Raw genomic sequence first — 14,269 nt, 5'->3', positions numbered from 1 at the left:
AGCTGACCTTCACTTGCCGGAATCTCCTGCGGGCTGACCGTCAAGGCTTTTCGGCATCACTGAGTTCATCCACATCCAGTCCAGGCAGCCGGAACTCCGCTCGACGACATCGTCTGTCGGCAAGGGAGAACAAAGAGAAAACATATGACCGCCACCGTAGTAGTTCGACCACGCGCCATTGTCCATCGTACTGAAGGAACCACACATGGCCCCATAACGAGGCTTATGAGTCCAGGTGATCTAGGAGAGCTGTTGAAACCGTTTATTTTCCTGGACATTTTCAGTCTGAACGCCAGTGGTAGTAAGTCGAGTTTTGGCATGCATCCGCACTCAGGAATCGCAACGGTTACCTTCATGACAAAAGGGGATGTCTCTTATGAGGACACCACTGGGGCGACCGGTTTACTGCTCGCAGGGGGTGTTGAGTGGATGCAGGCCGGCAATGGGGTGTGGCACGACGCTACGCTAGCAAGCGAGTCCGCAATACAGGGATTCCAGCTCTGGGTGGCATTGCCGCCCCCGCTTGAAAACGCTCCCGCGATGAGTACCTACCTTGATCCGTCGCAAGTTCCACAAGTGGGCCCAGCACGGGTACTACTGGGACGTTACGGGGCAGCCCAAAGCCTGATCGAAGTACCGAGTGAAATGAACTATCTCGCCGTGAGTTTAAAAGACGGTGAGCACTGGCGTTACACCCCACCGTCCGGTCACAACGTTGCCTGGCTCGCGGTTAGTTCAGGAAGTCTGGACGCAGGAGGGTTGGTCAATGTCGGCGAATTAGCTGTGTTCGAAGAGTCAGAGCACCACATCAACTTCATCGCGAAAGGCGATTGCTCCTTCGTGATGGGGTCGGCGGTAAAGCATCCGTACGACCTGGTAACAGGTAACTACTCGGTTCACACGAGCAAGGCAGCTCTGGCGCAGGGCGAAACGGAAATACAGCGGATTGGTACACGGCTGCGGCAGCAAGAACGGCTCAACTAGCGCCGCTCAACCCGGCGTGAAAATCATCTCGACGATAACTATCCAACACCCCAAATCATACTGAGGCACGTCATGACAGCGAGCAATCTCAACCTTCTTTTGTCCCCCACCCGAATCGCCAACCTCCCCCTGAAAAATCACATGGTGATGGCGCCGCTGACGCGAAGCCGAGCTGGCCAAGGCGATGTTCCAACTTCCACAGTGGTCGAGTATTACCGTCAACGTGCAAGCGCCGGCCTCATCATTACTGAGGGTTCTCAGGTCTCGGCTCAAGGCAAAGGCTATATGAGAACACCGGGCATTTTCACCAACGAGCAAATCGCCGGCTGGAAACACGTGACCGACGCCGTGCATGCAGAAGGCGGACGGATATTTCTCCAGCTCTGGCACGTTGGGCGCCTGTCACACTCCCTAGTACAGATCGATAATCAGCTGCCGGTAGCCCCCTCAGCGATCAAAGCTGATGGCGAGATCTACACGCCTGAAGGACTAAAGCCTTACGAGTCGCCACGAGCTCTGAGTCTGGATGAAATTCCTGGTGTGATTGCGGATTTTCGCCAAGGTGCTGAAAACGCGAAGCGTGCAGGTTTTGACGGTGTGGAAATACATGGCGCGAACGGCTACTTGATCGATCAGTTCCTGCGCGATGGCACCAACACCCGAACCGATTCATACGGCGGCTCTGCAGAAAATCGCGCTCGGTTTCTTAAGGAGGTTGTGGAGTCGGTCATCGAAGTATTCGGGGCTAGCCGCGTGGGCGTTCGCCTGTCGCCGATTTTTAATTACTTCTCCATGAGCGACAGCGATCCCCAAGCGACATTCAACTATGCAGCAAAAATGCTCAGTCGCTACGGGCTAGCCTACATTCACGTAGTAGAAGTCGGTGCGGGTTCATTCGACTTCAGAGAACTGAAGCGTCGTTTCGCAGGCACCTACATCGCCAATGGGGGCTATGACGCGGAACGCGCAGAAACGTCCCTCAGAGAAGGAAATGCTGATCTGGTGTCCTTTGGCACTGCGTTCCTAGCCAACCCGGATCTGGTAGAGCGATTCGAACAGGGTGTCGCATTGAATGACGCAGACCCGACCACCTTCTATCAGGGTGAGGAGCGAGGTTATACGGATTACCCGACCATGGCCCAGATTCGATAACGATGAAGTGCTGCGGGAAGCGCAGTCGCTGCCATCTGCCTCTCGCAGATTAATCGGGCCGGCAGGTAGCAATGCTGAGCCGGAGTAGGAGTCTGCGCCCTCTCCGGTAATCACCTGCAAATCTGCGGCAAGCCTGTCTTGACAAACAAACTGTGATCACATATCACTTAATGAGGTTTTCTTGTCTACGCACTCCGTAGCCACGAAAGAACTCATGAACAAAAATAAGACAGGACGCATTAGCTATGAACGTAATGAAGCGGCTGACACCCTATACCGGATTGAGAGTTTTGATTTCCGGTGGGGCAGCAGGCATTGGCGAATCGATCGCGGCTGCATATCTCGAAATTGGGGCAAGAGTCCATGTATGCGATGTAAGTGAGCAGGCGATCGCACAATTTCGTGAGCGCTATCCAGAGGCTTTGGCCACATTAGCTGACGTCTCCGACTCTGCTCAAATTAAGCGAGTCTTCGAGATACAACAGGATTGGGTGGATGGGCTAGATGTACTTATCAACAATGCAGGCATAGCAGGGCCGACCGGCGGAATCGACAAAATTAGCGATGCAGAATGGGAACAGACAATAGACATCAATCTCAATGCGCAGTATCGCTTCGCTCATCATGCTGTCCCCCTCCTAACGAAGTCAGAACACGCACACATCATTCATATTTCATCGGTCGCGGGGCGCTTAGGCTACGCTTGGCGGACTCCATACGCCGCGACCAAGTGGGCCATCGTTGGTCTTATGAAGTCATTGGCAGCCGAGTTGGGCGAAAAAGACATTCGAGTCAACGCACTGCTGCCAGGCATCGTCGAGGGCCCGCGCCAGGATCGCGTCATCAGTGATCGCGCCAAACAGTTAGGCATTTCAGAGCCGGAGATGCGCCAACAAACATTGAAGAAAATATCATTGCGCCGGATGACTCCACCCGAAGACGTGGCAGCAATGGCCTTATTTCTATGCTCTCCTGCTGCTAACAATGTGACAGGGCAAGCGATCAGCATCGACGGCAATGTCGAGTATCTTTGATTAGTCAGACCTACACGTCTCGCCACCGACCGTGGTAGCGAGACGCTTATTGTGCGTGTGCTAAAGAGCTCGTTTCTCCCGAATTCCGTCACTTTCTATACCGGCGCATCCGTGATCACAGTTGTCTCATTTTCCTATGCTGGCTGATCGAACCTGCCTATAATTCTCGTCATGAACCTATCCACACTTGTAACGCCCATGATCCGCCAGACCCTCAGTGCGGACGTTTATGCCCAACTGCGTGATCTGCTGATAAGCGGACGCGTTATGCCTGGGGAAAAGCTCTCGCTCAGATCTATAGCGGACGCTCTTGGTGTTAGCGTCATGCCAGTGCGAGAGGCTGTTCACAGGTTGGTCGCTGAGCAAGCGCTTGAAATGGCGGCTAATCGATATATTCGCGTTCCTGTACTGACAGTCAGTCAATTCCGGGAAATCACCAGTATCCGGTTGAATCTGGAGGGGCAAGCGGCAGCTCGTGCTGCGGAGCTTGTTGATTCGCAGGCGCTGGCTGAGATTGAAAAGATACACGAGGCATTTTGCGCAGAGTTTGCAAAAGGCGCTCCCGATGAGTCACGGCTGATTACGCTGAACAAAGAATTGCATTTCGCAATTTATAATCAGGCGGACATGCCGATTCTGCTCCAGATAGTTGAGTCCCTGTGGCTGAGAATAGGGCCTATCATCAACTATGACCTACGATCTGGCACTGAGCGTGTGGTTCAGCGAGTGCAAGCCAGTCATCACGCAGCGATGGTTGATGCTTTAAAGAAGGGTGACTCGGTTGCCGCCTGTGAATCACTGCAAGATGACATCAAAAGTGCTGCCGAGTTTATCCTGAATACAGGGGCGCTGATCGTTGCCGATGCGCATAAGCCTGTCGAAGTTGATTAATTTCACCAACAAGTTTTAAGAAGAGGCGCCCTGATAACAGAGCGCCTCTTTTTTGCTCGCTTATTACATTTGAGCACCGATCATCCAAGGCACTGTTTCTTCATTGCCAACGCCCAACGCCTCGCTTTTAGATTTTTCCCCAGAAGCCACTCGTATGAGCATGTCGAAAATCTCTTTACCCTTCGATTCAAGGGTGGCATCGCCATCCATGACATCCCCGCAGTTGATGTCCATATCATCCTTCATGCGAGTGTACATCTTGGTATTCGTCGCAAGCTTGATCGAAGGAGCAGGTTTGGCGCCAAAGCACGAGCCGCGTCCGGTGGTGAACGCAACGAGGTTTGCGCCGCTGGCGATTTGGCCAGTGGCTCCCATCGGGTCGTAGCCAGGTGCATCCATAAACACCAAGCCTCGGACTGTAATGGGCTCGGCGTAACGATAAACGCCCATGAGTGCTGAGGAGCCACTTTTGGCAACTGCGCCTAGAGACTTTTCGAGAATGGTCGTCAGGCCGCCAGCCTTGTTACCAGGCGTGGGGTTGTTATCAATACTGCCTTTTTCGCGGTCTGCGTAGCTTTCCCACCATTTGATAAGGTCGACGATACCCTGGCCGACCTCACGGGTTGCAGCGCGACGAGTCAGCAGGTGTTCAGCGCCGTAGATCTCCGGCGTTTCGCTAAGGATGGCCGTTCCACCTTGCGCTACGAGCATATCGACAGCCACACCGAGGGCGGGATTGGCCGTGATGCCCGAGTATCCGTCTGAACCGCCGCACTGGAGCGCCACGGTCAGGTGCCGCGCCGAGACCGGCTCGCGTCGGCACTCGTTGGCAACCGGCAGCATCGATTCCACGGCGGCAATGGCGGCATCCGCTGCGTTGCGGGTTCCGCCAACGTCTTGGATGACCACGGGAGCGATAAGCTTGCCGGTCTCGATGCCCTGGGCCATGAACAGCGCCCCCATCTGATTGGCTTCACAGCCAAGGCCGATGACGACCACGCCAGCGAAGTTGGCGTGCTTGATGAAACCGCCTAGCGTGCGCCGCAGTTGGTTCACCCCCTTGCCATTGTGCTCTATGCAGCAACCGAAGCTGTGGGTGATCGGCACCACACCGTCCACGTTTGGGTAAGCATCCAGCACACCGTTTCGCGAGAAGTGTTCAACCACCATTTTGGTAACAGTGGAGGAGCAGTTCACAGTGCTCACTACACCAATGTAGTTTCGAGTTGCTACTCGCCCGTCAGCGCGGACGAAACCTTGGAATGTCACAGGAGAGGCTGCAGGCGACGCGACTTTGGCATCCTCGCCGAACGCGTAGTCTCGCTCGAACGTCGCCATCTCCAGATTGTGCGTATGCACGTAATCGCCTGGCTCAATGGGTTTAGTAGCAAAGCCAATGATCTGGCCATAACGCAGAACAGGATCACCTGGGTTTACGTGTGCGAGGGCGATTTTGTGCGCTGCGGGCACATCGGCGAGCACCACGATATTATCGAACTCCGCAACCACGGTTCCTTGAGGTATCGAAGCGCGTGCGATTGCAACATTATCGTCGGGATGTAGTTTAAGTGCCAGGGATGTACTCTTCATTTTGTCCTCGCATTATCAGTAATACACGGCGCAGCCTGGGGCAATACAATGTTGTCCCGCGTTTTTGTAGTAATCGTTTCTTGTGCCTGACGTAGTTTCAAACTTAGGAATGCTGCGAGCGTTAAAAGAGCCGCTACAATAATGAGTCCATTCTTCGTGCTCCCAGTAGTTTGTTCAACGAAGCCCAGAAGTGAAGGGCCGAAGAAACCACCTGTAATACCAAAGGTATTCACTAACGCCAGACCCGCCGCCATACCTGCTCCCGCTAGTCTTGAACTGGCAAAAAGGAATATCACAGGCTGAACAACGAAAAACATCGATGCCGTAAGAGTGAATCCTATTAGAGCTATCAGTGGAGTGGTAAAGGCCGCGAGGGTCAATCCAGCCGACATCAGGAGCAGCCCACCGAACATTATTTTGCGTGAAATTTTTGGAGTAGTTGCATACTTTGGAAGAAACGCTGCCCCGAGTGCTGCTGCGATCCATGGGATTGAGTTTAACAATCCTATTTGTAATGATGACAAGCCTCCATACGTTCCAATGATGCCCGGCAAGAAGAAAATTACCGAATACACACTCACTTGGTGGAGGAAGTACACCGCAATCGCAAGCCAAATCTGAGGGATTTTAAGAACGCCCTTAAAAGAATGACCTACATTGCCGGAGGCGATTTCTTCATCATGTTCTTTCTTCAGAACTTGCTCTACTTCAGTGACTTGTTCCTTTGATAGCCAACTTGCCGTAGATGGGCCGTCCGGAAGCTTTCGCCAAATCACGACGGAGAATAGAACAGCTGGAATTCCCTCCAAGAAGAACAGCCACTGCCAGCCGTGCCAACCCCAGATTCCATCCATCTCTAACAGCAGCCCGCCAACCGGCCCGCTGATGATATTCGCGAGACAGACCCCGATTAGAAAATAGCCACTGGCTCGTGCCCTTTGCTCACGACCAAACCAATAGGTTAAATAGAGCATTACACCTGGGAACAATCCGGCTTCAGCTGCGCCCAGTAGCGCGCGGGCAATGTAAAACGTAGTCTCATCGGTAATGAAGGCCATACCGGCAGACAACAACCCCCAGGTGATCATGATCCTGGTGATCCAGAGTCGGGCACCTACCCGGTGCATGATCAGGTTACTGGGTACCTCCATCAGTGCATAGGTAAGGAAGAAGAGCCCTGCACCAAAACCGTAGGCGGCAGCGGAAATACCCAAGTCTACTGCCATGTGTGTTTTGGCAAGTGAAATGTTAGTTCTGTCTAGAAAGCTTATAACGTAAGCAAAGATTAACATCGGCATTAGTTTGCGAAACATTAAAGCGTTCAGCGACTGTCCCTTTTGTATTTTTGTATGGGTCGTAGCTAACATGGTTCATTTTCTCCTCATGAGGATAAGTTGCTAAGGCGCGAGTGTTGTGCCGCGACCTTTAGTTATCAAAATATCCTCTAGATAGACTTTATGGGGGGTGAGTGCCCGCGCTTAGAAATTGACGTTATCGCCACCTTTGAGCTTCAGGATTTCCCTCGCGTCAGCAGGTGTCGCCACTTCAAGTGAAAGCCCTTCGAGAATTTTGCGCATACGCGAGACTTGATCTGCGTTGCTTTTTGCCAATTGGCCCGGCCCGTCCCAAAGCGAGTCTTCAAGACCCACACGCACGTGTCCTCCAAGCGTGGCTGATTGAGCACCAATGCTCATCTGCTGCTTTCCTGCTGGAAGAACCGACCACTGATAGTCATCTCCGAAGAGACGATCAGCTGTGCGCCGCATATGCAGGACGTCCTCGGGGTGCCCGCCGATACCGCCCAAAATGCCGAAAACCGATTGGATCAAAAACGGGGGTTTGATGAGGCCACGATCAATGAAATGTGCTGCGGTGTAGAGATGCCCAATGTCATAGCATTCGATTTCAAAACGGGTACCGTTCTCACTGCATGACTCGAGGATGTGGGCTATGTCGGTAAATGTGTTTTTGAAAATGCGGTCATGGCTGCCGGCGAGATATGGTTCCTCCCAAGCGTGTTTGAACTCCTTAAACCGATTGAGCATTGGGTAAAGACCCATGTTCATCGTGCCCATGTTCAGCGAGGCCACTTCCGGTTTGAACTGATGTGCTGGACGAAGTCGATCTTCAAGCGACATTGTCGGTGCGCCACCTGTAGTCAGGTTGATCACCACATCGCTAGCTTCTTTGATAGCCGGCAGAAATTGCTTAAACAGTGCCGGATCTTGAGAGGGGCTGCCATCAATTGGGTTACGAGCATGTAGGTGAACAATTGAGGCGCCAGCCTCAGCGGCACCAATCGCCGCTTCGGCAATTTGACCTGGTGTTACCGGCAGGTAACGGGACATGGAAGGTGTATGAATTGCGCCGGTGACCGCGCAAGTGATGATGACTTTACGAGCCATGGTGACCTCCTGGTTACTTTTATTTTGGTGTTCAGGATGAAGTGATGCCGTCAGGAATTTGGTGCTTGACGCTTGTGCGCAGCGAGAGCCATAAGGCGGCGGTCACGCCAAGCGGATCGCAATGCAATGCCTTCAAGTTCAAGTTTTTGGCGGCGCTCGTCATGTACTCGGGCGACTGCTGATTCCGACCAGTCAAAAGCATTTTCGGAATTGATCGTTTCGCGATTTTGCTGACCGTAGCGTTTGGCATAGTCAGATACGCCGGCAGGGGCGTTGAGATCGATGGTTTCGAAGGGGCCCATAAATGACCAGCGGAGGGCGAGTCCATCTTTGAGCACCCGATCAATATCCTCAGAGCTGGCAAAGCCTTCCTCATGCAATTTGAAGCATTCGTTGAGGACTGCTGCTTGGACTCGGTTCAACAAGAAGCCGTGGATCTCTCGGGATAGAACGACAGGGCTCTGCCCTGCTGCGGTGTAGATCTCATGTGCTCGAATCATCACTTCAGATTCTGTCCACGGCGCTGGGCAAAGCTCCACAAGAGGAACTAAGTAAGGTGGGTTGGTAGGGTGTGCAACTACGCAGCGCCCCCGACCTGGTAGATCTTTAGTGAACTCGGAGGCCGGTAACCATGAAGTTGAACTGGCAAGAATCGCGGCCTTGGGCGCCAACGCATCCATTCGACTGAAGATATCGATTTTCGCCTCCACCGTTTCCCGAACGTTTTCCTGTACGAGCACCACGTCACGTAGCGCATCAGCCAAGTCGGGAACGCAAGTAATGCGTGCCAGCACGGTGAGGGGGGCGTCATTAAGAAGATCGAATTCTGCGAGCTCATTAAGTCTCGCTTCGATGTAGGCATGGCTGTTCTGCATTGTCTGCAGATCCATGTCGTGTAAACGCACCGAATGTCCCGCCCGAGCAAAAACAATCGCCCAAGCTCTCCCAATCAGGCCTGCGCCAACGATTGCAATGGGGCCACGCTCGGTCGCAGATGGAGTTGTACTTCGCATGATGTTCTCCAAATTTTGTATTTATGTTTAGGAGTAATCGTTTGAGCGGTTGGTGAACAATGCTGACGCTCAGATGTTCGCTCTGAGACAGATGCTATCCACTGTGATCACAGATCACAAGAAAATAATTCTGATTGTCTGACGATCGGCTATGGAAGGGATTCGAGGGTCGAGATAGCTCCCGCAACGGCCTGAGCCTCGGTGGGTCGGCGCGCTTTAGGTTTTTGTGCGGGAATAGAAAAGGTTTTTTTCGGGATTGAACCTTCGCGTTAAATAAACGCAGAAAAGCCCGCCTGACGAGCGGGCTCCTCAATCAGATCTTTCAGCCTGCGTGGCCGTGACCCGCTTCACGAAGGAAAGCGCGTACCGTGTCACAGAACTCCAATGGGTTCTCAGTCATTGGATAGTGGCCAGTACCTGCGAGCACGGCGATTTTACTGCCGGGAATGCGAGATGCTGTCTCCTCAACCTTCTCTTGGTACACCAACCAATCCGCATCACCGCGCAGAAGTAAAACAGGCGCTTTGATCTTTCCAACTTGTTGCCGCTGATCAAAGTTCGCATAGCCTGTGAGGTCACCCTTCATCACCTGCGGCGTAGTTCGCGAGATCTGCCACACCACCTCCCTCGCACGATCTGGTGGAGTGCGATTGCCCGTCATCGAACGAGACCAGGCACCGATGATCTCTGGCCCATTCATGAGCAACATATCGAGGAAGAACTCGGAAACCGTCGGGGTAAAATCTGCCCCTTCAGCTGAAATGATCGCGCTGTACGCATCGGGCCGACGCGCCCCCAATTCCAGCACCAGATTGCCACCCATCGAGCATCCCATGATGGCGGGTTTCTCAAGTCCCAAGGCCTCCATAAGGTGCTCATTGAACTCCGCATGGCGAGTGAGGCTGTGGAATGGGCCTGATTCGGGTAGCTCTGATTTGCTGTGCCCGGGGGCGTCAATTGCGATGACGCGGAACTCATCTGAGAGACCGTCCAGTACGTGCCTGTACATCAGAGAATCTTGTGATGCTGCGTGGAAGCAAACGAGTGGACGCCCCTCCCCTGATTCTTCGTAGTAAACGCGAATTCCATCAACAGTAATGTACCGTCCTACCGTCTCTTTCCCCGACGGCTTAGGCCCGGGAGAGTACGAGACTGGTGGGTTATTATTGGCTTTCCCTACACGCTTCATTGCGTCGAACGCGCGGGCCATCACATCTACGTACTGCCATGCAGCGACCACGTTGCCCTCAAGCTCAAGTTTTCCCAATCCAGGGGACAACGCTTCAAACCAGTCGATCTTTCCGTCAAGAACGCGCTGCCACTCATCATCAGCACCAGACACTATGATGTCAGCGCCCAACGGGCTTCCTTCCGGGTAAACCGCAACGACTTTACCGGCGAGAATCGCAAGCGTTGAGAAACCTGTGCTGTGCTTGAATTGAATGCGCCCATCAAAATAGCGAGCAGCGGCAGTCCAATCAGCATCACCGTTTAACTCGTCGGCGAATTGGCTCAACCATTTGGCATCATTAATAAGGGTCATGACTTTCTCCTAGCTTTAGCTATCCCCAAGGGGATTTTCTTGTAAGTGCAGGTACGATCGGTTCGTTACAAACCCATGTTGCAAGAGGACTTCGATACCAGCGCCTTGTCGTACTTAAGGAACCAGCCGGTAGTTTCTCGGGTGAAGAAAATGGTGATGATGGCCGCCAGTACCATGAGACCGGAGATAAAGTAGAGCGCGTAGTTGTAGCCCGCAGCCTGCTCAAAGCCACCACCTGCGCCGATGAACATCCCGATCACGAATGGCCCGAAGCCACCGGCGTAAATACCGACGTTGACGATTGAGCCCGCCAGGCCAGTCGTGCCTTGCTTCGCAGAGTCAAACGCAATGGCATACAGCAACGTGTAGGGCGCGTTCATCGCGAACCCAGCAAACAACTGAATCGCGATAAGCCAAGTCAGGCTGACGGATGAGTATTTGAAGAGGTACATGCCCACCGCAAGCCACGCGAAAACAAGCACTAGGCAAAGTTTTCGGCCTGCACGGTCTGAAATCCATCCCCAAACGATCTGGCCGATACCACCGGTGATCGTGAAGAGCACCGAGTAAGCAGCTGCCTCTGCGAAGTTGTAATGGGCAACAAAGGCCAGGTACTGAGGTAGCCAGAAGCTGATGCCGAAGTAGCCAACGATTGCAAACATCGAGATTAGAGCGATAGCGGAGATGTTCGGATTTTTCATTGCCGACTTGAACGCGCCTTTGGGCACCTCCACCACACCTTGTACCGCTTCCATTGATGGAGGGGTCTCACCCACGGCTTGAGCGTGTTCAACAAAGGACTCGTAACGCTTCTTCGTACTGAACCACCAGTAGACCGAAAAGATGATGATCATCGGTACAGGGAACAGCAGGAATGCCAAGCGCCAATTTTCCGGGCCGTAAGCGTGGAGTAGAGCACTGATCGCCAAGCCACCGATCAATGTGCCCCAAGGGTATCCGGTGTGATGAAGTCCTAGGGCGAAACCACGGCGCTCCTTCGACCACCACTCAGACAAGGAAGTGACTTCGATGGCTTCGCCAGCACCGCCAAATGCGTGAGACATCACTTGCAGCGCGACAAGCACTCCAAGCGAGCCAGTCAAGAAATTGAGGCCGGTCAGAAAGGTGAATAGCGTGTAAGCAATCACGATTGGCAGGTGGCGGTATTTTCGCATCCATCCCTGACCGCCTTTATCAGCCCAAATCATGCAAGGCACGGCTATCAAAGATGTAGCGATCGTGATGAACGCGGCAAGCAGCCCAGTCAGCTCAGCGCTTGTCTTGAACTCGCTGGTGATGGAGGGCAATACCATAAAGAACATCTGGCGGGAGTTGGCATCCATGGCGTACACGAGCCACAAAAGAGCCATCGCGCCCCACGAGGCTGCACCTGCTCCTTTTGGCACACGATTGACCGCAGGTAATGCTTCGATTTTTTCTTGAGCAAATCCCATGGGGATATCTCCGGGTATTTATTTTTATTCTCCGGCTGAGGATCGGTGGTTTGCACACATACGCCTCAACATCCGAGATGATCCAGCACTTGTCGTACTGTTCACCATGGACAGAGGTTATGGCTCAATTTCAGGGCTGAATATAGCTGGGAAAGCACACCTGCTGTGACCGCCAGGAACAGGTCAGTGGCACAAAATGAGAGAGGCGCCAGCGAAGCATTTGGCTAAGTAATTACTGGGAAATAGGTCTCAATTTTTTGGGAGCTCTGTTGGGCACAGAGCAGGAGGTAAAATTACAGAGAGGTGGAGTATTGGCTCTCTTGTGCAGGAGCCAAAGTTGCACGCTTGCGCGGAGGGAAAGTGAAAGTAAGCGCGGGGCCGTAGTGGCTATCAAGTCGCTTCGGGTAGCCCTCTCACGACCTTCCATGGATGTGCAATCCATTTTTTTTGGAAAAACTCGATGAACACCCGGATGCGGGGACTTAGATGTTTTCTATCCGAGTAGAGCAGGTAAATAGGCTCTAAGATCTCCGCTTTGTACTCGTCAAGCAGAAGCACCAGCGATCCGTCCTGAATGTCTTTTCCAATGTGGAAATCCGCAAGACGGACTATACCCGCACCTGATTTGGCCATATCTCTCAGCAGCTCACCCTGGGTAAAGGATCCTCGAGGCTTCACAGGGGTCGTCACACCTAGGCCATCTTGGATAAAGGCCCATTTGTTCCAAGGGCTGGCAAAACTGAAGTTAAAGCATCGATGATTCATCAGGTCTTGTGGCTGCTGCGGTATTCCATACTTTTCCAGGTAGTCAGGTGAAGCACACAGCAACCATTCACATTCGCCTATCTTCTTTGCGATTCTGGAAGAGCTCGGAAGAATCCCGCTATGGATGGCTATGTCCAATCCCTGCTCGAACTGGTCAACGAACTGAGCGCCTAACTGAATCTCGACATCAAGACCGGGATAAGTGTCGAGGAATTCCGGCAACCAAGGCACGATCTGCTGCTTCGCAAAAGAGGTCATCGTGTGGATGCGAAGCGTGCCACTGACCCTTGAAGGAAGCCCTTCTGCCAAAGAGTCAGCTTCACTCATCGCCTCAACCACAGCTTTCGCACTGCGCAGATAAGCAGCACCCTCCTCCGTCAGAGTGAGGACTCGAGAACCCCTCTGGAAAAGTCGAACCCGAAGCCGATCCTCTAGCCGCGCTATCAATTTACTGATGGCCGACGGAGTCATCTCATGCGCCCTGGCGGCAGCAGAAAAACTTCCGCACTCTGTTGACCAGATGAAGGCTAGCATTTGAGAGTATTGATCCATTTCGGTACGCTCCTTACGCGACTGAATCCACCTGTTTATCTAAACAAAAAAACGCGCCGTAGCGCGTTTTTTTTGAACCAAAATCAGCGAATGAACTGCTCGATATAATCGTCCGGCAAGCCCAAATTTTTGTAATGGCTGCGGGCAGCTTCCAGCTTGGTGAAAACGTCTTCATAGCCAACCGCGACACCCTGTGGGTCGACGTAAGTGTAGCCACCCTGAACGTGGAACCAGGTAATCATTTCTTCGACATCTTCAGGGACGAACAGAGTGTGAGTCTCCCCTGGCGGCTCGAATGCAAAGGAGCCTTCATCAGCAACCCAATCGTGTTCGAGGTAGTACCAACGCCCCTTCAACACGATCGCATGCACTGCACCTGAGTGGCGGTGACGTGACAAAACCCCGCTCTGCCGCACTCGGAGCAAGTTGATGTAGTACCCACCGCTAACGCTCAGCAGCAGTGGTTTGAAAGATACTGACTTGGTGACAGGCACCCAGAGATTATCGTCTTCGAGCCAAGTGGTCATAACGCCTGGATGCACCATGTCTGGAGACATGAAAGGCACCTGCGGCAAAGCATAAGGAATGGCAAGTTCATCAGGTTTAACGGGCGTATTCATTATAATTTCTCTCAACGTGTGACTGGCGAGCGAGCCAGGATTTCAATCGCTGAGTGAGAGTAGGTGATGCTCTCGCACAGGAGAATACTCAGAAATTCACACCATCTGTGACCACTCGTCACAGCGCGTAAGACTCATCCCGTTGAAGGCCGCGACACATCTAAGACGCCTACTGCGGACGAGTTCAAGCGATTGACCCAGAAGATTTTTCATTGAGTGGATAGCGGCGACCAGTGGATCGCGCCCCATCAGAGGGGACACATTTT

General features: G+C 52.9%; 12 protein-coding genes. 4 read left to right on the top strand and 8 right to left on the bottom strand.

Annotated elements, in window-relative coordinates; translation table 11 throughout:
• Window positions 1-144 precede the first annotated feature (144 nt).
• The 4 genes from AC0ZWN_RS08590 (at window position 145) to AC0ZWN_RS08575 (ending at window position 4,061) form a co-directional block, all read left to right on the top strand.
• The gene (locus AC0ZWN_RS08590; RefSeq protein WP_476334704.1) at window positions 145-984 is read left to right on the top strand and encodes a pirin family protein; all 840 of its coding nucleotides are present in this window, start codon (window positions 145-147) and stop codon (window positions 982-984) included.
• 72 nt (window positions 985-1,056) lie between these two features.
• The gene (locus AC0ZWN_RS08585) at window positions 1,057-2,136 is read left to right on the top strand and encodes an alkene reductase (protein ID WP_093439391.1); all 1,080 of its coding nucleotides are present in this window, start codon (window positions 1,057-1,059) and stop codon (window positions 2,134-2,136) included.
• A gap of 245 nt (window positions 2,137-2,381) precedes the next feature.
• Window positions 2,382-3,170: an SDR family oxidoreductase gene (locus tag AC0ZWN_RS08580; RefSeq protein ID WP_038364716.1), complete on the top strand. Its 789-nt coding sequence runs from the start codon at window positions 2,382-2,384 to the stop codon at window positions 3,168-3,170.
• A 198-nt stretch (window positions 3,171-3,368) separates the two neighbouring features.
• Window positions 3,369-4,061 (top strand): GntR family transcriptional regulator, encoded by a 693-nt coding sequence (locus AC0ZWN_RS08575; protein WP_224789881.1) that lies wholly within the window; start codon window positions 3,369-3,371, stop codon window positions 4,059-4,061.
• A gap of 63 nt (window positions 4,062-4,124) precedes the next feature.
• Here AC0ZWN_RS08575 and AC0ZWN_RS08570 read toward each other — a convergent pair whose 3' ends face one another.
• From AC0ZWN_RS08570 to AC0ZWN_RS08535, 8 genes are all read right to left on the bottom strand, one after another.
• Window positions 4,125-5,651 (bottom strand): UxaA family hydrolase, encoded by a 1,527-nt coding sequence (locus tag AC0ZWN_RS08570; RefSeq protein WP_476334702.1) that lies wholly within the window; start codon window positions 5,649-5,651, stop codon window positions 4,125-4,127.
• Complete coding sequence (locus tag AC0ZWN_RS08565) at window positions 5,648-7,018, bottom strand: MFS transporter (protein ID WP_181105990.1); 1,371 nt, start codon at window positions 7,016-7,018, stop codon at window positions 5,648-5,650. Before AC0ZWN_RS08565 ends, AC0ZWN_RS08570 begins: the two co-directional genes overlap by 4 nt.
• A gap of 111 nt (window positions 7,019-7,129) precedes the next feature.
• Window positions 7,130-8,056, bottom strand: a complete 927-nt coding sequence (gene kce, locus AC0ZWN_RS08560) for a 3,5-dioxohexanoate:acetyl-CoA acetone transferase (protein ID WP_414927512.1) — start codon at window positions 8,054-8,056, stop codon at window positions 7,130-7,132.
• Window positions 8,057-8,106: 50 nt separating this feature from the next.
• Window positions 8,107-9,069 carry a 3-hydroxyacyl-CoA dehydrogenase gene (locus tag AC0ZWN_RS08555; protein ID WP_093439409.1) on the bottom strand — a complete coding sequence of 321 codons (963 nt, stop codon included), beginning with the start codon at window positions 9,067-9,069 and terminating at the stop codon, window positions 8,107-8,109.
• Between the two features lie 322 nt (window positions 9,070-9,391).
• A complete protein-coding gene (locus tag AC0ZWN_RS08550; RefSeq protein ID WP_476334701.1) occupies window positions 9,392-10,612 on the bottom strand; it encodes an alpha/beta fold hydrolase in 1,221 nt (406 codons plus the stop codon).
• Window positions 10,613-10,677: 65 nt separating this feature from the next.
• Window positions 10,678-12,066: an MFS transporter gene (locus AC0ZWN_RS08545; RefSeq protein ID WP_476334699.1), complete on the bottom strand. Its 1,389-nt coding sequence runs from the start codon at window positions 12,064-12,066 to the stop codon at window positions 10,678-10,680.
• Window positions 12,067-12,456: 390 nt separating this feature from the next.
• Window positions 12,457-13,383, bottom strand: a complete 927-nt coding sequence (locus AC0ZWN_RS08540) for a LysR family transcriptional regulator (RefSeq protein ID WP_150705638.1) — start codon at window positions 13,381-13,383, stop codon at window positions 12,457-12,459.
• Between the two features lie 83 nt (window positions 13,384-13,466).
• Window positions 13,467-14,003, bottom strand: a complete 537-nt coding sequence (locus tag AC0ZWN_RS08535) for a 2,4'-dihydroxyacetophenone dioxygenase family protein (RefSeq protein ID WP_007913179.1) — start codon at window positions 14,001-14,003, stop codon at window positions 13,467-13,469.
• Between the last annotated feature and the right edge of the window lie 266 nt (window positions 14,004-14,269).

It is taken from the genome of Pseudomonas sp. 3B-A001-10F (genome assembly GCF_056313565.1).
This window is presented reverse-complemented; position numbering and strand designations above follow the sequence as displayed.